Here is a 17,876-nt window from a genome sequence, read left to right as displayed (position 1 = left end):
GGGGGATCAATTAGGAAAGTTTCCTAAACGTTTGCCCGAAGGTACGTATCCCTGGAGCCCACCGTCAAGGGCCCGCATCCGGTCTAGACCGAGCCGTGATGTCCTCGCGACATATCCGGTAGCAACCAAACGCCAGGGAAGTGCTATCCGGCAACGAAACAGCACATAGCGGTCTAAATTCCTCTACCAACCGTTGACGCACGACCGCCGGAGAGGTAGAGGAACCCTGCTCGCCGACCACCGACAGGCGGCAACCGGTCTAGACCAGATAATGAAGGTTTGCCGCCCGGTACCGCAACCCCCTACTTTTGACGACATGTTGCTGGCCGAGCAGCGCCGCCTGCTGTGTGAGTACGGCCATCGGGCCGCCACGACCGGACTGGTCGTCGGGACCGCGGGAAATCTCAGCGTCCGCGTGGGCGACCTGGTCGCCGTGACACCCAGCGGCGTCTCCCTCGACCGGCTGGAGCCCGATGCCTGCCCGGTCGTCGACATCGAGGGACACCTCGTCGAGGGCGATCTGCGGCCGTCGTCGGAGACCCCCATGCACCTCGCGGTCTACGCGACCACCGGCGCCGGCGCCGTCGTGCACACCCACTCCGTCTTCGGCACCGTGGTCGCCACGACCATGAGCGAGCTGCCGCCGATCCACTACAACGTCCTGCTGCTCGGCGGGACCGTGCGGGTCGCCGAATACGCCACCTACGGCACCCCCGAGCTCGCCGCCTCCGTCAGGGCCGCGCTCAAGGACAGGCGTGCCGCGTTGATGGCCAACCACGGCGGGGTCACGATCGGCGACGACCTGGACGGTGCCTTCGAGGCGACCAGGTTGCTGGAGTGGCTCTGCGAGGTCTACGTGCGGGCCAGGAGCGTCGGCGAGCCCCGCGTGCTCACCGAGGAGCAGCTCGCCTCGGTGGTCCGGCGCGCCCTCGACCCGCCCACCTTTCCCCGCCGCGAGGACTGAGCGCGGCGCGACCACCTGCCCGTCCTGCACACCGCCGGACCACCCATCGCGAGGACTGACCCCATGCCCCTGCAGCTCACCGGCGCGCCGAGCGATCCGGACCTCATCCGCCTGCCCTGGGACGTCCCGCTGGAGCAGTGGCCCGAGCACCGCCTGGTCTCCCTGCCCCGGGGCATCTCCCGGCACGTGGTGCGCTTCGCCCGCCTGTCGGGCAAGGTGTACGCGATCAAGGAGATCAGCGAGTACTACGCCAAGCGCGAGTATCGCCTGCTGTGGGACCTGAGCCGGATGGACACCCCGTCCGTCGAGCCGGTCGCCGTGGTCACCGGGCGGACCGGCGCGGACGGCGAGCCGCTCGACTCCGCGCTCATCACCCAGCACCTGCAGTTCTCGCTGCCCTACCGCGCGGTCATGTCGGGGACGGTCCGCCCGGAGACGCTCAACCGGCTGCTCGACGCCCTCGCCGTGCTGCTCGTACGACTGCACCTCAGCGGCTTCTACTGGGGCGACTGCTCGCTGTCGAACGTCCTGTTCCGCCGGGACGCGGGCTCCTTCGCCGCCTATCTGGTCGACGCCGAGACGGGCGAGCTGCACCCCATGATCAGCGAGGGGCAGCGGCTGTACGACATCGAGGTGGCGCACACCAACATCTTCGGCGAGATGCTCGACCTGGAGGCGGGCGGGCTGCTGCACTCCTCCATCGACCCCGAGCAGGTCGCCGACTCGGTCTGCCGCCGCTACCACCGTCTGTGGGGCGAACTCACCTCCGACGAGATCATCGAGGAGGTCGACTGGCACATGATCGACCAGCGGATCCGCCGGCTGAACTCCCTGGGGTTCGACGTCGCGGAGATGATGGTCCGCCGCAAGGCGGGCACCGGGCGGCTCATCGTCCGGCCCAAGGTCGTGGACGCCGGGCACCACCAGCGCAGGCTGCTGCGGCTCACCGGCCTGGACGTGGAGGAGAACCAGGCCAGACGCCTCCTCAACGACCTCGACTCCTTCCGCGTGTCACACGGCCTTCGCCACGAGGACGAGGCGATCGTGGCCCACCGCTGGCTCGCCGAGGTCTTCCAGCCCACGGTGCTGGCCGTCCCCCTCCAGATGCGGGGCAAGCTGGAGCCCGCGCAGTTCTTCCACGAGGTGCTCGACCACCGCTGGTACATGTCGGAGGAGGCCGGGACCGATGTCGGCCTGCCCGCCGCGGTGAATTCCTATGTGAAGAACATTCTCATTTTCAAGCCGGACGAAAAGGCACTCATCGCCGAGGACTAAAGGGTTGATTTCCATCCGGGGTGCATAACTTCCCCTCGGGGTGGTGAATCCTCCCCCTTCTCCCATCAAACCCCTAGCCGGAGAGAGTGGTTTCCGAGGCTTTTCCCTACGCTGACCGGGCGACGTTCGAAGTCGTCGGCAAGGGAGAGCACGTGCTCGGAATCGAAGACTGCCTCACCGAGGTAATGGCCATCCCCGGGGCCCTGGACGCGATCCTCATCGATCAGACCAGCGGAACCGCGGTGGCCGCCGGCGGTGCGAGCCGCCATGCCGACGTGGAGAGGTCGGCCGCGGGGCTGAGCGAGACCCTGCGCGCGACGCTCGACGGGCTCGCCGTCACCGTGCCCGGCGGCACGGTCCGGATCAACGACATGATCGTGACCACGGACGGCGGACACCATTTACTGAAGCCGCTGGAAACGCCGTTCGACGGCCCGCTCGTCATTTACGTCAGGCTCGATCCGGAACGCTCGAACCTGGCACTGGCCCGCCACCGCCTCCAGGCCCTTTCCGGCCGTCTGATATCCACGTGAGCCCATGCCCAGCGTCGAGAACATCCTCAGCGGGCTCGCCGGCGACCACGCCACCGGATCCCTGCGACTCGGCAAGGCGGGGGTCGTCTACCTCACCGACGGCCGGGTGACCTACGCCGAGAGCGCGTCCGCCCCTCGGCTGGAGGACCTGCTGGGTGCCCGCTGCGGCATATCCGCCCACGCCGTACGGCAGATCAGGCAGGCCACCACCCGCCGGCGACCGGACCCCGCGCTCCCTCCCGGGCCGCAGGAGTCGCGGGAGCCCCAGCCGACGGGGGGCGAGCGGCTGATCGCCCAGGGCCTGCTCACCAGGGGTGAGCTGGAGTTCTGCGTGCTCAGCACGGTGCTCGACGCCGCGTACTTCCTGCTGCGGGCCACCGGGCACCGGCCCAGGTTCCGGCGGGGGGAGCTGCACTGGCTCGGACCGCAGTGGTACTTCGACGCGACCGGCCTGCTCCGGGAGTGCGAGCGGAGGAAGGCGCAGTTGGAACAGATCTGGCCGTCCGCGGAGCTGGACACGCTCCCGGTCGTCCCGGTGGAGCGCATCGGCGCCCACCGGGTGGTGCTGAGCGCGCTCCAGTGGGAGGTGCTCGTCGGCGCCGACTCCGTCGCGACCCCGGCCGAGCTGGCGCGCAAACTGGGCCGTCCCGCGTACTCGGTGCTGCTCGCCGTACGACAGCTCGCCTCCTCCGGGCTGCTCCGCGTCCCGGAGCCCGGTCCGGCCGAGGCCCCCGCCGTGCCGGACCCGCTGCCCAGGCGGACGAAGGGCGCCACGGAGATCCCGGCGGCCGGGACGGGCTCCGTGGAGACGTCGGAGTGGATCCCCAGGGCGAACGGGGACCCGGCCGACGTCAACCTGCTCATCCGGCTCAGGAACGCATTGGAGGCAATGACTTGAGCCCGGTCACATGCCGATAAGGCTACGGACGCTGAAGTTGATCGGAAGGAGGATGCCGGTGGAACTGCGCGAGGAGATACGCCGTGAGATGGCGATGCTGCGAGAACGCGTACCCGATGTGGACGGGAGCATCGCGTGCAGTGTCGACGGCCTGACGATAGCCAGCGACCTGAGAAACGACATCGAGCAGACGGGCGCGCTCTCCTCCGCGGTGCTCGCCCTGAGCCGCCGGATGACGGGCATCGCCGGCAAGGGCGCCTTCGAGGAGACGCTCATCTCCGGAACCAACGGCTACGCGGCGTTCTACGCCGCCGGACCCAAGATCGTTCTCACAGTCCTGGCACGCCCGGGGACCAATCTCGGACTGCTCAGGCTGGAGGGCCGCAGAACGGCGGATCGACTCGCCGCCGTCAGCTCACGCACATCGATATCCCAGTGATCGGAGACAGTAATGGGCAACATGGACATCTCGCTCAAGGAGATGATGGCGATCGACGGTGCCATCGGCGCGGTCGTCGTCGACTACAACAGCGGGATGGCGCTCGGCGCGCTCGGCGGGTCCAAGGACCTCGACCTCCAGGTCGCGGCCGCGGGTAACACCGAGGTCGTCAGGGCGAAGATGCGGACCATGGAGTCGCTCGGCATCAAGGACGGCATCGAGGACATCCTCATCACGCTCGGCACGCAGTATCACGTGATCCGCCCTATCGCGGGCCGGAGCGGTAAAGGGCTGTTCCTCTACCTGGCCCTCGACCGGAACCGGGCCAACCTCGCGCTCGCCCGGCACAACCTGCGTGGCATCGAGGAGAAGCTCGAAGTCTGATCCTTTGGTGCGGCCCGCGTCCCGGCAGGCGCGGGCCGCACCGGAACCCTCCACGCCTCTCGGGGGCGGTTCTTCCCGGCGTCCGTGCCGCCGGGGACGGTGACGAGGTCGGCTCTTCCCTGCCGCTACCCCCTCGGGGACGGTGACGGGGGCCGGTTCTTCCCGGCCGCCACACCGTAGGGGTCAGTTCTTCTCTGCGGCCACGCCGTCGGGAACGTACTCGGAGACGTGCTCGACCATGACCTTGGGCTTGCCGAGCCAGGGTCGCGCCTCGGCGCTCACCAGCTGGGTCTGCAGGCCGATGCCCAGCTTCCTCGCCATCGCGAAGACGGTCGTCGGCGGCTGGGCCGGGCTGGTGTCCCTGCGGTTCCACGCGCCGGTGGAGAACGCGACCGGGTGGTTCTTGATCCCCGTGCCGCCGCCCCACTTGGTGACGACGTACTGGATGTCGATGTGGCCCATGCCACCGTTGCCGTCCACGCCGAGCGTGCCGGCGTTGAACGTGCCGCCGGTCAGGTCGGCGAAGGTCTTGGCGTCGATGTCGATCATGATGCCCTGGTTGGAGGGGTTACCCGGGCCGCGGTCGCCGACGAAGAACTTCGCCTTCTTGCCCTTGTAGAGGATGTATCCCTCGGTGAACAGGGGCCAGCTCGGGCTGGCGATCATGCCCTTCTGCATCGGCTTGCCGCTGGCGGGAAGTCCGGTGTCACCGGCCCGGCCAGAGGAGTCGTCCCAGAAGTAGGAGGCCGTGGTCGCGCCCTGGAGCAGAACGGCCTCGGTACCGGCGGGCGCGCCGGCCGCCGGGTCGTTCGCGAGGCGGGTGGCGGCGGGGGCCGCGGAGGCGGGGAGCGCCAGGGCGACACCGCCGGAGACGAGGAGGCTCGCGGCGGTGAGGGCCGCGGCGAGGCCGCGCCCGAAGGAGGTGTTCCTGTACGGGGATCGCTCGCCCGGACAGAGCGTGTTCAGGTCGTTCTTGTGCATACCAAAGGAGGGGTGCATGGAGAAATGGCTCTTTCGCGAGGGAACGGGGCGGCCAGGTGCGAACACCGAAGGGGTGCACTGGCGGGGACGCGCTCATCGGAAAAGGTGGCGTAGCCGGATCAGCCGATCGCTACGCGGAGCACGGTCCTGAAGGTGCCACGGTCAGGCGCGGCGGCGAGGTCGAGGGGACGGGGGGCGGCGTTGAAGTTCAGGTGGTCGGTGCCGACAGGGGGTCCACCGACGTGGTGACGCGGTGATCCATGAGGGGATCTCCTCTCCATCTCGTCTACCGGGTTAGCTGACGGGTTCGGGCGGTGGAGTTGCCCTACCGCCGCGCGTTCGCGGCGGATTCACCCCGGAAAATTGGTTCCCCGGCTCCGGAGCCCTGCGGGCCCTCGGGATTCGACGTCGGCCGGCCGCCTCCTCTTGTGAAGGGCAGGTCGCCAACCGATAACAGTGGACACTACCCACCAAACCGGACAAAGCAAAGCAAACACCATGAAAAACCCAGAAGATCTACCTACAAGCTTCAAGGAAGCCCCATCGATTGCCCCGCCAGGTCGACACCCGCCCTACCAGCGAGAACGCCTCTCCCATCCCGGCAACCGCCGCGAGAACCCCCACCCCGGACGGGGTCTCCCCACCGGCGGCCGACAGTCCGTCTCGTGGGACAGAGGTCCTTCCCCAAGACCCACACAGGGCCTCCTCACCGGGGGGCAGCCCATCGCGGACCCCTCACCGAGACCCGCACGGGATCTCCCCCACCCCGCGGGTCATCCCCGTCCGGTCAGTCCCACCAGAACGACCAGGCGTTCCTGCCCTTGATCTGCTCGGCGTAGTCGATGAGGGTCCCCGCCCCCTGGATGATGCTGTCGGGGCAGAACGTCCAGTGTTCCGCCGCGACGTGCAGGGCGTGCTCGGAGGTCGTCGGAGGCGCGGCGACGCTGAGGTCGAGAGTGTTGAAACCCATCCCGACCACCCGCACCCCGAACCTCTCCTCCCAGCTCCGTACGACGGCCGCGAGCGGGACCATCCACTCGTTGTGGTTCAGGGCGCCCTGCCAGCCCATCACGGCCAGGGCGTCGGCCCCGCGCTCCACCGCGACGAGCCCGAGCGGGGTCCTGCGCTCGGCCACCAGCCCGGCGTACCAGTCGGCGACCACACCGGGATCGGCGGCGAGCCTTCCCGCCGGCGCCGGGCCCGGACACTCGGGACCGTAGGGATCGAGGATTTCGAGCTGGTCCAGGGTCGCCCTCTCGATCCAGTCGGACCACACCTCGGCCATGAACGCGGCGGCGTTGTAGTTGTCGATCTGCGCGGCGGTGTCGGGGGCGATCTGACCCGCCGACCAGGGCTGGACGGAGTCCTCCAGCAGGACCGGCCACAGGCCCGACTGCTCGTGCTGAGCCCTCAACCGGGCCCAGTACTCGCCGGAGACCGTCACCTCACTCAGCCAGAACGCCGGACGGCGACGGACCGCGAGCTGAGCGTAACCGGGGTCGGGCCACACCACGTCCCCCGGCGGCAACTCCACCGAGAGCCTCCTGCCCCTGCCTCCCCCGTCCCCCTCGCCTTCGTGGGCTCCTTCTCCCCCATCGGCGAACAACTGGCCCAGAACTGGCGGGAGTCTCTCACGCTCGCAATCGCTCATCTCTACCGATCCGATCCTGACCACGGATCAATTTTGGCCTGTCAACCACCCCGAGGGACAGTTCTGCCCTGGTCCAGGCAAAAATTATCGGTACAGAGGGGAACGAAGCCGAGCGGGTGCCACCCCTCCACGCCCGACGAATGCTCAACGAGGCCGTTCGGGGCCGCACGTCACGTCCGCGAGGGCGCCGTGAGTCTCGGGGGTAATGGACAGGCCCGCGAAGCCGGAGAGCTAGGGCTCGAAGAGCACCAGAGGGTGGCGCCGCGTCATCTCCAGGACCACGCGGCACACCTCCCCCGCCCGTGGGAAGACCGCGTTCATCAGCACGAAGTCCTCCCCCACGGTGAGCGGCTCGGACCACGGTGAGGCGCCGTAGTTCTCGACGGTCAGGTCGGGGAAGAGCGCCGTCAACTCCTCGTAGAAGGCCGCCACCTCCGGGCGCGGCTCACCGGGCGCGGCTCCGCTCTCGTCCCAGGCGAGATATCGAAGAAGGGCCTCCCGCGCGGTGATCGGTCCGGCCGCGAACCAGACTCCGAGATCAAAGCTCACACCATGTCCTCGTCGTCCTCGTCGTCCTCGTCGTCGCCTGCCCAGCCGTCGAATCCTACGTGCCCGGCGGACACCTGATATGCGCGAACCGTACGGAAAGATCGACGCCCGAGACGCGCGACCGGCGCGGAAGGATCGACGTCTGGAATGCGCGACCGGCGCGGAAGACGGACACCTTTATATACGCGGCTGACGAGGAGGGGGCGCGGTGGGCCAGGACAACGCGAAAAGGGGGCACGCGTGTCCATGAGCGAGGCTAAATGTCGGTGGCGGGCCGTACCCTGCCATCGTGATCATTATCTCCGGCTGGATCCGTGTCGACCCCGATGCCCGTGACGACTACCTCAAGGGATGCGTAAGCGTGATCGAGCAGGCCCGCGCCGCGTCCGGCTGCCTCGACTTCACGCTCGGCGCCGACCTCCTCGACACCGGCCGGATCAACGTCTACGAGCGCTGGGAGTCGGAGGAGACCCTCGACGCCTTCCGGGGTTCCGGGCCGAGCGACGGCCAGGAGACGATGATCCGCGACGCCGAGGTGTCTCGCTACCAGATCTCCGGCGTCGGCCCCGCCTGAGCGGGAGGCGACAGATCTCCCATCCACCGGGGAGGGGGACGGCGACGCGGTTCAGGGTCCGGGGTCCGGCAGACTGGATATGACAGAAAGGGGTTCTCGTCATGACTGACAAGCCCATCCTGGAGCCCAGCCCCAGTCACCCGATCACGATCACGCCGAACCCGGCCCGGATCGTCGTCTCGGTGGCCGGCCGGGTGGTCGCCGACTCGCGGAGCGCGTTGACACTGCGGGAGGCGGCGTACCCGCCGGTGCAGTACATCCCGATCACCGACGTCGACCGCTCGCTGCTGGAGCGGACCGACACCGCCTCCTACTGTCCTTTCAAGGGCGACGCGAGTTACTACACCGTCACGGTGGACGGGAAGCAGGCGGTGGACGCGGTGTGGTTCTACGAGTCGCCGTATCCGGCCGTCGCCGAGATCAAGGACCACGTCGCCTTCTATCCCGACCGGGTCGACTCCATCGTCGAGGAACCGGCCGCCTGAGCGTCTTTCGGCCCGAGTCCACCGGGAGACGCCCGGCTCTCGTGCCCGCCCCTCCGATCATCACTCGGGACGGGCACTTCGACTCGTAGGGCCGACGGTGGGCGGCACCCCGCGACCGCCCACCGTCGCGTCACAGGTGATCGACTACCAGGCGCCGAGGACGAGGCGGCCCGCGACCGGACCCAGCTGGAACGGGCCGGAGGTGTACCACTTACCGGCGTAACTCAGCCCCTTCTTCCAGGCGTGGAAACTGAACGTGCCGTCGGAATTCTGGTACGCCGCCACGATGTCCTCGGAACCGTCACCGTCCACATCACCAGCTGCGACCCGGTCACCGACCTGCGACATCGTCCACCCACCGGACTCGTAATCCGCCGCACGCGCGAACGACGACCCGTTCGACGACCACCGCCAGATCGTCATCGACCCATCGCCATCGTCACGCATCATCGCCGGCTCCGCCTTACCGTCACCGGTGAAATCACCCACCACCAAACGACCATCAACCGGACCCAACTCGAACGGACCGGAGGTGTACCACTTACCGGCGTAACTCACGCCCTTCTTCCACACGTGGAAACTGAACGTGCCATCGGAATTCTGATACGCCGCCACCACATCATCGGCACCGTCACCGTCCACATCACCAGCTGCGACCCGCTCACCCACCTGCGACATCGTCCACCCACCGGACTCGTAATCCGCCGCACGCGCGAACGACGACCCGTTCGACGACCACCGCCAGATCGTCATCGACCCATCACCATCGTCACGCATCATCGCCGGCTCCGCCTTACCGTCACCGGTGAAATCACCCACCACCAAACGACCATCAACCGGACCCAACTCGAACGGCCCCGACGTGTACCACTTACCGGCGTAACTCACGCCCTTCTTCCACACGTGGAAACTGAACGTGCCATCGGAATTCTGATACGCCGCCACCACATCATCGGCACCGTCACCATCCACATCACCAGCGGCGACCCGCTCACCCACCTGCGACATCGTCCACCCACCGGACTCGTAATCCGCCGCACGCGCGAACGACGACCCATTGGACGACCAGCGCCAGATCGTCATCGACCCGTCCCCGTCATCGCGCATCATCGCCGGAGCGGATCGAGTGGTCGGCGCCCACAGCGCATTGACGATGATCTGGGCGTCCCCGGCCTGAAGCTGATACTTGTCCGGGTACGCCGATACCTGCACCGCCTGGCAGACCTCACCGATCGGGGCCGTCGCCCAGGAGTTGTTCGGATACACCCGGAGCATCTTGTCGAGGAAGGCGTTGGTGGCCCAGGTCGGGTTCAACCGCTGCGCCCGACTGCCCCACGATGCCCGCTGCTGGAACAGGCCCAGACTGTCGTGGTCGACCTCGACGCTGATGTTCTGCAGGTGGGTCTCCACGATCACCGTGGCGATGGCGATCACCGCTGCTCGAGAGGACAGCCCTCGGGCTTTGACCGCGTTGACCACCATTCGGGCGCAGGAGGTGCGGTACGCGGACATGTAGCCGCGCATGTCGGACTTCAACTGGCTGTTCAGCCGAGTGGCCAGAGCGGCATCGCCGCTGGTCGTACCGTTCGGATCGCAGGGCACGGTCTCGTACGCCACCGCTGCCGACGCCTCGGACGGAGGAATCGTCGGTGCCGGGCTCGGAATCCGGGCGGCCGAGGCCACGGATGGTGCGGCCGCCAGGAGGGCTGCGCTGACGATGACGGTCATGCCGCGACGGAGAATTAACGACACTGATCTTCGCAAGGCTCTTCTCTTTCTCTGCTTGCGACAGCGAGGGGGTTGTCGAACTCATTCGGTTCCGGGAGCGGGACGGCCCGGAAGGCCGCCCCGTGTCCCCGAACCGGGGACATACCGAAAGAGCTACCAATCGCCGAGAACGAGACGGCCCGCGACCGGACCCAGCTGGAACGGGCCGGAGGTGTACCACTTACCGGCGTAACTCAGCCCCTTCTTCCAGGCGTGGAAACTGAACGTGCCGTCGGAGTTCTGATACGCGGCCACGATGTCCTCGGAACCGTCACCATCCACATCACCGGCGGCCACCCGGTCACCGACCTGCGACATCGTCCACCCGCCGGACTCGTAATCGCTGCCGCGCTCGAACGCGGATCCGCTGGAGGACCACCGCCAGATCGTCATCGACCCATCGCCATCGTCACGCATCATCGCCGGCTCCGCCTTACCGTCACCGGTGAAATCACCCACCACCAAACGACCGTCAACCGGACCCAACTGGAACGGACCGGAGGTGTACCACTTACCGGCGTAGCTCAGCCCCTTCTTCCACACGTGATAGCTGAATGTGCCGTCGGAGTTCTGATACGCGGCCACGATGTCCTCGGAACCGTCACCGTCCACATCACCGGCGGCGACCCGCTCACCCACCTGCGACATCGTCCACCCACCGGACTCGTAATCCGCCGCACGCGCGAACGACGACCCATTGGACGACCAGCGCCAGATCGTCATCGACCCATCACCGTCATCACGCATCATCGCCGGCTCGGCCTTACCGTCACCGGTGAAATCACCCACCACCAAACGACCGTCAACCGGACCCAACTCGAACGGCCCCGACGTGTACCACTTACCGGCGTAACTCACGCCCTTCTTCCACACGTGGAAACTGAACGTGCCATCGGAATTCTGATACGCCGCCACCACATCATCGGCACCGTCACCATCCACATCACCAGCGGCGACCCGCTCACCCACCTGCGACATCGTCCACCCACCGGACTCATAGTCGCTACCGCGCTCGAACACGGACCCGTTCGACGACCACCGCCAGATCGTCATCGACCCGTCCCCGTCATCGCGCATCATCGCCGGAGCCTCGCGCGAGGGAGTGGGAGAGGTGGAGCAGTTGCGGCTGGTGACGTTACGCGAGGTCTGGTTGTTCGCTCCGCCGTAGGTGACGCCGTTGAAGGTCGGCCTGACCCGTTCGGAGCCCGCGAATCCCCAGGATGCCTCCCCGTTGCCGTTGGAGTCGTATCCGAGCTCGAAGTGCAGGTGCGGATGCCCGTTGGAGGTCGGGCCGGTCTTGCCGACCTTGCCGATCGTCGTGCCCATGTTCACCCTCGCCCCGACCGAGACGGCGCGGGACTCCAGGTGCAGGTAGGTGGTGTAGTAGCCGCCGCCGTGATTGATCTGGATCACGTTGCCGGCGTTGCTGTGGTAGAAGGACTGGTTCACCGTCCCGGCGGCGGGGGCGATCAGTGTGGCGCCGTCGGTGCCGTGCTGGTCGGGTTCCTTGACCATGTCGAGCGCGGGGGCGTGCGCCCAGGTGTCCAGCCGCCACTTCTGGTCACAGGGGAAGGGCAACTGCAGATTCGGGGCAGCCGCCGCGGCGGCAGGGCTCGCTGTGGCGAGCACGCCGAAGGCCGCGACGAGCACGGCGGAAATGCCTGCTCGTAAGAAAGCGGATATGGACATGAGGCTCCTAGCTGGGGATCGACCGCACCGGCCGATCTCTCGTCGAAGAGAGGCTCGGCATTCGTCTGTGCGTGGGATTCCGGCGATCGGCCGGAGGGGGACGACGTCCACGAAGCGTCACGGTGATCTGATGCCGCAGGTCGTAGCGTCGCGCGAGTCGCGGTGACCAGGCAGAAGTGCCGAGTCACCATGTGTGGGACAGCGGGTTCGGAAAGCGTTGGTTGCTCTGTGTGAACGTTGCCTTCATGAAACCCGGCGTCCGATCAACGCGCCATGACGTTCAGCCGGACATTGAACCGGACGTTGATCGCGACATATGGTGTGGAATCACATCCGGTCAGGGGGAGGCGTCAGACGTGGGGGACGCGTCCGAAAACTGACCACTACATATCGCATGGGCATTCACATCTGATCACGGGAGGCATCAGACGTGGAGGACGTGTTTGGCGTGCTGCTTCGACGCCATCGGCTCCGTGGGGGCCTCACTCAGGAAGCACTTGCCGAACGTGCGGGCATCAGTTCCCGCTCGGTCGCCGAACTGGAACGGGGGCGCGGCCGAAGTCCGCGGCCCCGTTCACTGGAGCAGCTGGTAACGGCGCTGGATCTGGCCGGCCAGGAACGGGAGGAGTTCGTCGCCATCGGCCACTCGCTGTTCTGGGCCAGCCGGACCGGCCGACCGGACCGCAGCCCTCCGACAGAGAGCACCCCCGCCGCCAACCTGATGTGGAGGCAACTCCCCGCAGACCTTCCCGACTTCGTCGGCCGCGACGAGGAACTCGCCCAGCTGGCCGAGATCCTCGACCCCGGCAACCGCAACCCAAGGCTGGCGGTGCTCTCCGGACCACCGGGCATCGGTAAGACCGCCCTCGCCGTACACGCCGGTCACCGGTTCTCGTCGTGGTTCCCCGGCGGGCATCTGTACGCGGCACTGCGCGGCGCCACCGCCGACCCCGTCGACCCCGTCGAGGTGCTCGCCCAATGGCTGCGGACACTCGGCGTGCACGGATCGGCCCTGCCCACCGGTGTGGACGCGCACGCCGCGCTGTTTCGGGACAGGCTGGCGGTGCAACAGGTGCTCCTCGTCGTCGACGACGTGGGTGGATACCGCCAGATGGAGCAACTGCTGCCGACCAAGGACGTCGCGGTGGTGGTGACCAGCCGGTTGCCGCTGACCGGCCTTCCCGGTGTCTCCTCCATCGACCTGCGACCGATGCCCGGGCCGACGGCCGTCGAGCTGCTGTGCCGGGTGGCGGGCGAGGATCGGGTACGGGCCGAGCCAGAGGCCGCGCTCGACCTGGTCTCGGCGTGCGGCGGACTGCCGCTCGCCGTCCGGATCTCCGGGGCGCGACTGGCCGCACGCCCCTACTGGATGGTCGAGACCCTCAACGAGCGGCTCGCCGACGAACGCAAACGACTCGACGAGCTGCGCCACGGAGACCTGGCCGTACGTCCGGGACTGCACCTCGCCCATCAGGGGCTCACCCCCACCGCCGCCCGGGTGTTCGCGCTGCTCGGCGAGCTGGGGGTGCCGTCGTTTCCCGGGTGGTCGGTGGCCGCCCTGCTGGGCGTCGATCCGGCCGTGGGAGCCGCCGTCCTCGAAGAGCTGCTCGACGCGCGGCTGCTGGAGGCGCTCGGCCCCGACCAGGCGGGCCAGCTGCGATATCGGTTTCATGACATCACCCGGTTGTACGCGCGAGAGCGGCGGGAGTCCGAGATCGACCAGGCCGAATGGACGGCCGCACTCGACCGTGCCGCCACCGGCTGGCTCGCCCTGGCCAGGAAGGCTCAAGAACAGCTGGACTCCCCGCGCTTCCACCTCGACGACAAGGACCACCCGGCGACCATCGTCGACCAGCGGGCGGCGACCGTCGCCGCCGACCAGCCCGTTGAGTGGTTCGAAGCCGAACGGGAGGCGTTGGCCGCGCTGATGTCGGCCTGCGCACAGGCGGGCCTGGCCGCGACGACGCGCTGCCTCGCCGGTTCCAGCGCCGATTTCTACGAGCTGCGCGGATACCACGACGACTGGCAGCGGGCCCTGAGCATGGCGCGGGCCGCCTACCGACGGGCCAACGATCGTTCGGGTGAGGCGACGATGCTGTGCGGGCTCGGCCACTACTTACGGTACCGACGGGATCTGCCAGGACTCCGTAGCGGGTGACCATCACTCCCATTCGCAGGGGGCGCCCCCTCCTGATCGGGGTGTTGGCTTCCCCTCCCCTGGTTTTAGACCTGGAGGGGAAGTCGGCAGCCTACAGAGACGGAACGGTCGGCTTCTTCACCATGGTTCCCATCCGGAGGCCGCAGACCAGCGCATCTCGGACTCAGCGCATCGCGCCGGGGCATGCTTCTCTGTCAGAGCATTTCCAAACATCGGTCACCCAGAACGACTGGACCTCCTCCTGCTTTAACCGTTGGCGTAGGGCATGCGGAGACACATCAACGACGACGCCGTAAATGAGCCCGTCCTCTGCTGCGCGCCGCAGATCCGGCATGGCCAACCCGAACGCGGAAAGGGTGGCCGCATCCGTGGGCTGTAACTGTGAAACCCACCTACGAAACTGATGTATCGATCTGCTCCGCCCGTCCGACGGGGTCAGCCGCTGATCGAGAACGACGCCGTCCGGCCGTCACTGCGCGGAGAGCAGGTCGCGCAGGGCGCGGCACTCGCGGATGACCTGGGTGGAACCCTTGCGCCCGGCGACCGCCGTGACCTCGGGGATCTCGCCGGTCGCCTTCGCCCGCCGGGCCACCTGCCGGGCGAAGGCCAGGAAACCGACCAGCTCCTTGGGGGGCCGCCCGCCCGAGACGGCCAGCAGGCCGGGCAGGGCGGCGGCGATCATGGCCCACGCCTCGCGGTGGGTGCCCACGCAGACCGCGTCATCCATGATCGTCCAGAGCCTGGAAATCGAGAGCCAGGACCGGCGTATCCGCTCCCCGAACTCCGTGCCCATCCGGGTGGCGGGCAGGTCCCCGGTGGCCAGGAGGTACTGCACGGCCCGGCGCCGATACACCGACATGCTCAGGGCGAGCCGTTCCACCAGCAGCAGGGCGGTCGCCTGCCCGACCGGTCCCCGCGCGCACGCGAGGTCGGTGAGCCTCGGCCCGTCGACGAGGCCACCGGTCCAGTCGCTGTGGAACCGGAGCGGGACCATGTGCGCGGCGATCACCTCGCGGTGGGACGGCATGACCCCCGGCCACCAGCCGATCAACCTGCCGTGATGGCCGCGTCCCTCTTCCAGGAACCGGGGCGGCGAGACCAGGAGGCCGGCGATCAGCGACGCCGAGGCACGGACCGCCCGCTCACCGGCCGACGTTCCCGCCTCCTCGTCCGCGCAGTCGCTCGGAGTGATGTCACTCGGCGCACTGTCGGTCACCGTGCTGTCGATCACCATGCTGTCGCTCGGCGTGATGGAGGCCACCGCCAGGGTCTGCCATGCTTCGAGAGCCCCCTGCGGCTCGCGCTCGTCGAGCCAGTGCCCGGCCGGATCCTCCGCGAGCCTCCAGTCCGGCTTCGCGCCGGGAGAGCAGAACCGGCGGACGGTCACCACCGGATCGGGCAGCCCGTTCCCCGCCAGCCAGCGGGCGGCCTCGCGCCCGGCCGCCGAGGTCAGCGCGGCGGCCCGCGTCACCGCGACGGGATCGGCACCCCTGGGCAACCGAAGCAGCGCCTGCGCCAGATCGGCCGGAAGCGGCTCCACACCCGCCCGCTCCAGTTCCTCGATCCTGGCGACCAGCTCCACCGGGTCGAGGTGGCCGGTGGAGAGGGTGGGCGTGGCCAGCAGTAGCGGCGGCAGGACGCCCTCCTTGAGAGCGACGAGGATCTCCGCGTGGCGGCGCAGCACGAGCCACTCCGGCGCGCAGACCTCATCCCGGCCGGGAAGCCTCGTCCACGGTGACTCCGACGGCGACTCCGGACGCAGGTCGATGGGGAGGCCGACCCCGGACCCGGTCTCCGGGAGCTCCGCGCCGGGATCGACGAACTCCGCCACGATCGCGGCGCCCCAGCACTGGGGACTCGTCCAGTCGCCTTGCGTCGGCGGCCTCTCGGAACGTGCCGCCAGCGCGTCCCGGAGCCCAGTGGGATCTCCGGCGGCGAGGCGGACGAACCCTCCGAGGAAGCCCTCTGCCTCGGCCCAGTCCTTCTTCCCGAACAGGGCGGCCACCTGCCGGGGCGTCCGCGGCACCGGGAACACCGTGGCGGGCGGCGGTTCGGGGATCTCGGCGGGGACGAAGGGCTCCTCCGGCTCCGGCTCGGGCTCGGGTTCCTCCTGGAGATCTCCGCCGAAGACCGCGACCAACCTGTTGGACAGGCCGGCCGGAAGCTGCCCGGAGGCGTCCCGTACGGTCTCGGCACCGAGCGGGCCGAAGGCCGCCGCGTGCCCGACCAGCAGGCGCACGGCCCGCTCCTGGACGGCGGGCGCCTCGTGGCCGAGCGCCAACGCCAGAGCCGGCGACAGTTCGTCGGCCCGTTCCGGCTCCCGCTGGAGGAGCCGGTCCAGCCAGGCCAACCCGGCCTTGGCCAGCCCGCTCTCCGCGCGGAACAGCAGGCCGGACAGAGCCTCGCTCACGTCGTCGGGGTCGAGGCCGGCCGCGTTGTCCCCGGAGAGGGAGTCCAGGTGACGCAGGTGCCTGAACGACAGTTCGGCCACCGGCCCAGGCGCCGTCGGCAACAGCCGCAGGTAGTCACCGGCGCGGGAGGCCACCTCGGCGGGAGACGGTTCGAGCAGCTCGTGCAGGCGGGCGAAGAACCGCAGGTCGGTCGCGCCGCCCCCGCGCAGGAACCGGCCCACGCAGCCCTTCAGCAACGCCTCCCGGCTCACCCTTCCCTCGTCGGCCAGGGTGCGCAGCGCGCCCAACCACGACTCGGCCGCGAGCGGGTCGACCCGCTCCTCGCGCAGCGCGCGGCCCACCCCCTGCGCCTGGAAGAGCCTGGGCAGCAGTACGTCGAGCAGCGGGTCCTCGCGCAGCCGCTCCGCGGTCGGCGGTGTGCCGACCCAGGCGAGCACGAGCGGGTCGTGCTCGGGCGGCGTGGCGCCGGTGCGGCCCAGCAGTGCCAGGGTAAGCGGCAGGTTCCGGTCGCGGGGATCGCCCTCCCAGCCTCCGCGCCGGACACGCACCCGAAGCGCAAGCCGTACGGCGAGATCGGCCTGCCACTCGGCAGGGCGGGTGGCGACCGCCTGGAGCACCGGTTCGACGAGGTCGGCGGAGCGATGGCGGCGTTCGAAGTCGCGCCGGTTGAGCCAGGCGACCACGGCCGCCGCACCGGGGAGCGTGCCCGCCCCCGCGACCCGCATCGGGTCGATCCAGGCATCGCCATCGAACGAGGGCGGAAACGCTCTGTAGTACTCCCGATTGTTCTTGGGCCCCTCCCAGGTGCCCTCCATGTCGCCGCCCCAGCCGAGGGTCTCCGCCCACCGCCGGTGGATCTCATGCTCGGGCACCCCGCGTTCGCGGGCGAACCGCTTGTACGCCTCCCCCCGGGCCAGGCGGATCCGGTCGTACTCCTCCCCGCGCTCACTCAGCCGCCGTTCCACCTCCCTGCGGGCCTCCTGGATGTGACCCGGCAGTTCCCGGGCCACCTCCCTCCGCCCGGCGTCGTCGAGGTCGGCGACCCTGGCCGCGACCTTGAAGGCATCACCGGTGCCGATGAGGTCGCGGACTTCTTCCCACACGGTCATGACGGCATC

15 protein-coding genes and 1 riboswitch are annotated in these 17,876 nt (G+C 68.7%); of the genes, 9 read left to right on the top strand and 6 right to left on the bottom strand.

All coding sequences use genetic code 11. The features are described 5' to 3' along the window. Window positions 1-316: 316 nt before the first annotated feature. The 6 genes from AB0B96_RS17390 (at window position 317) to AB0B96_RS17365 (ending at window position 4,493) form a co-directional block, all read left to right on the top strand. Window positions 317-964 (top strand): class II aldolase/adducin family protein, encoded by a 648-nt coding sequence (locus AB0B96_RS17390; RefSeq protein WP_362899726.1) that lies wholly within the window; start codon window positions 317-319, stop codon window positions 962-964. Window positions 965-1,027: 63 nt separating this feature from the next. Continuing rightward, entirely contained in the window at window positions 1,028-2,239 is a 1,212-nt protein-coding gene (locus tag AB0B96_RS17385) for a DUF4032 domain-containing protein (RefSeq protein WP_350945232.1), read from the top strand. Between the two features lie 86 nt (window positions 2,240-2,325). Continuing rightward, window positions 2,326-2,772, top strand: coding sequence for a roadblock/LC7 domain-containing protein (locus AB0B96_RS17380; protein ID WP_362899724.1), 447 nt, complete (start codon window positions 2,326-2,328; stop codon window positions 2,770-2,772). Between the two features lie 4 nt (window positions 2,773-2,776). Beyond that, complete coding sequence (locus tag AB0B96_RS17375) at window positions 2,777-3,670, top strand: hypothetical protein (protein WP_362899722.1); 894 nt, start codon at window positions 2,777-2,779, stop codon at window positions 3,668-3,670. Between the two features lie 58 nt (window positions 3,671-3,728). Then, window positions 3,729-4,109 (top strand): roadblock/LC7 domain-containing protein, encoded by a 381-nt coding sequence (locus tag AB0B96_RS17370; protein WP_362899720.1) that lies wholly within the window; start codon window positions 3,729-3,731, stop codon window positions 4,107-4,109. A 12-nt stretch (window positions 4,110-4,121) separates the two neighbouring features. Next, window positions 4,122-4,493: a hypothetical protein gene (locus AB0B96_RS17365; RefSeq protein ID WP_362899718.1), complete on the top strand. Its 372-nt coding sequence runs from the start codon at window positions 4,122-4,124 to the stop codon at window positions 4,491-4,493. Window positions 4,494-4,676: 183 nt separating this feature from the next. Here the strand turns inward: AB0B96_RS17365 and AB0B96_RS17360 are convergent, their stop codons facing one another. The 3 genes from AB0B96_RS17360 to AB0B96_RS17350 form a co-directional block, all read right to left on the bottom strand. Then, window positions 4,677-5,492, bottom strand: a complete 816-nt coding sequence (locus tag AB0B96_RS17360) for a hypothetical protein (protein ID WP_362899716.1) — start codon at window positions 5,490-5,492, stop codon at window positions 4,677-4,679. Window positions 5,493-5,742: 250 nt separating this feature from the next. Beyond that, window positions 5,743-5,892: riboswitch (cyclic di-AMP (ydaO/yuaA leader) on the bottom strand. Between the two features lie 369 nt (window positions 5,893-6,261). Further along, window positions 6,262-7,008 (bottom strand): DUF4253 domain-containing protein, encoded by a 747-nt coding sequence (locus AB0B96_RS17355; protein ID WP_362899714.1) that lies wholly within the window; start codon window positions 7,006-7,008, stop codon window positions 6,262-6,264. Between the two features lie 348 nt (window positions 7,009-7,356). Then, a complete protein-coding gene (locus AB0B96_RS17350; RefSeq protein ID WP_350945225.1) occupies window positions 7,357-7,674 on the bottom strand; it encodes a hypothetical protein in 318 nt (105 codons plus the stop codon). 289 nt (window positions 7,675-7,963) lie between these two features. Between AB0B96_RS17350 and AB0B96_RS17345 the strand changes: the two genes are divergently transcribed. After that, entirely contained in the window at window positions 7,964-8,248 is a 285-nt protein-coding gene (locus AB0B96_RS17345; protein WP_362899712.1) for an antibiotic biosynthesis monooxygenase family protein, read from the top strand. Between the two features lie 101 nt (window positions 8,249-8,349). Then, window positions 8,350-8,733 (top strand): DUF427 domain-containing protein, encoded by a 384-nt coding sequence (locus AB0B96_RS17340; RefSeq protein WP_362899710.1) that lies wholly within the window; start codon window positions 8,350-8,352, stop codon window positions 8,731-8,733. A gap of 144 nt (window positions 8,734-8,877) precedes the next feature. Here AB0B96_RS17340 and AB0B96_RS17335 read toward each other — a convergent pair whose 3' ends face one another. Next, on the bottom strand, window positions 8,878-10,461 hold the full coding sequence (locus AB0B96_RS17335) for a VCBS repeat-containing protein (protein WP_362899708.1): 1,584 nt from the start codon (window positions 10,459-10,461) through the stop codon (window positions 8,878-8,880). A gap of 153 nt (window positions 10,462-10,614) precedes the next feature. Continuing rightward, on the bottom strand, window positions 10,615-12,189 hold the full coding sequence (locus AB0B96_RS17330) for a VCBS repeat domain-containing M23 family metallopeptidase (protein ID WP_362899706.1): 1,575 nt from the start codon (window positions 12,187-12,189) through the stop codon (window positions 10,615-10,617). A 430-nt stretch (window positions 12,190-12,619) separates the two neighbouring features. Between AB0B96_RS17330 and AB0B96_RS17325 the strand changes: the two genes are divergently transcribed. Next, entirely contained in the window at window positions 12,620-14,347 is a 1,728-nt protein-coding gene (locus tag AB0B96_RS17325) for a helix-turn-helix domain-containing protein (protein WP_362899704.1), read from the top strand. Between the two features lie 469 nt (window positions 14,348-14,816). Here the strand turns inward: AB0B96_RS17325 and AB0B96_RS17320 are convergent, their stop codons facing one another. Continuing rightward, on the bottom strand, window positions 14,817-17,867 hold the full coding sequence (locus AB0B96_RS17320; RefSeq protein ID WP_362899702.1) for a DUF6493 family protein: 3,051 nt from the start codon (window positions 17,865-17,867) through the stop codon (window positions 14,817-14,819). Window positions 17,868-17,876 lie beyond the last annotated feature (9 nt).

It is taken from the genome of Streptosporangium sp. NPDC049046 (genome assembly GCF_040649155.1).
Taxonomy (GTDB): Bacteria; Actinomycetota; Actinomycetes; order Streptosporangiales; family Streptosporangiaceae; genus Streptosporangium.
Note: the sequence above shows the minus strand (reverse complement) of the source record. Positions and strands in the feature narration are given on the sequence as shown.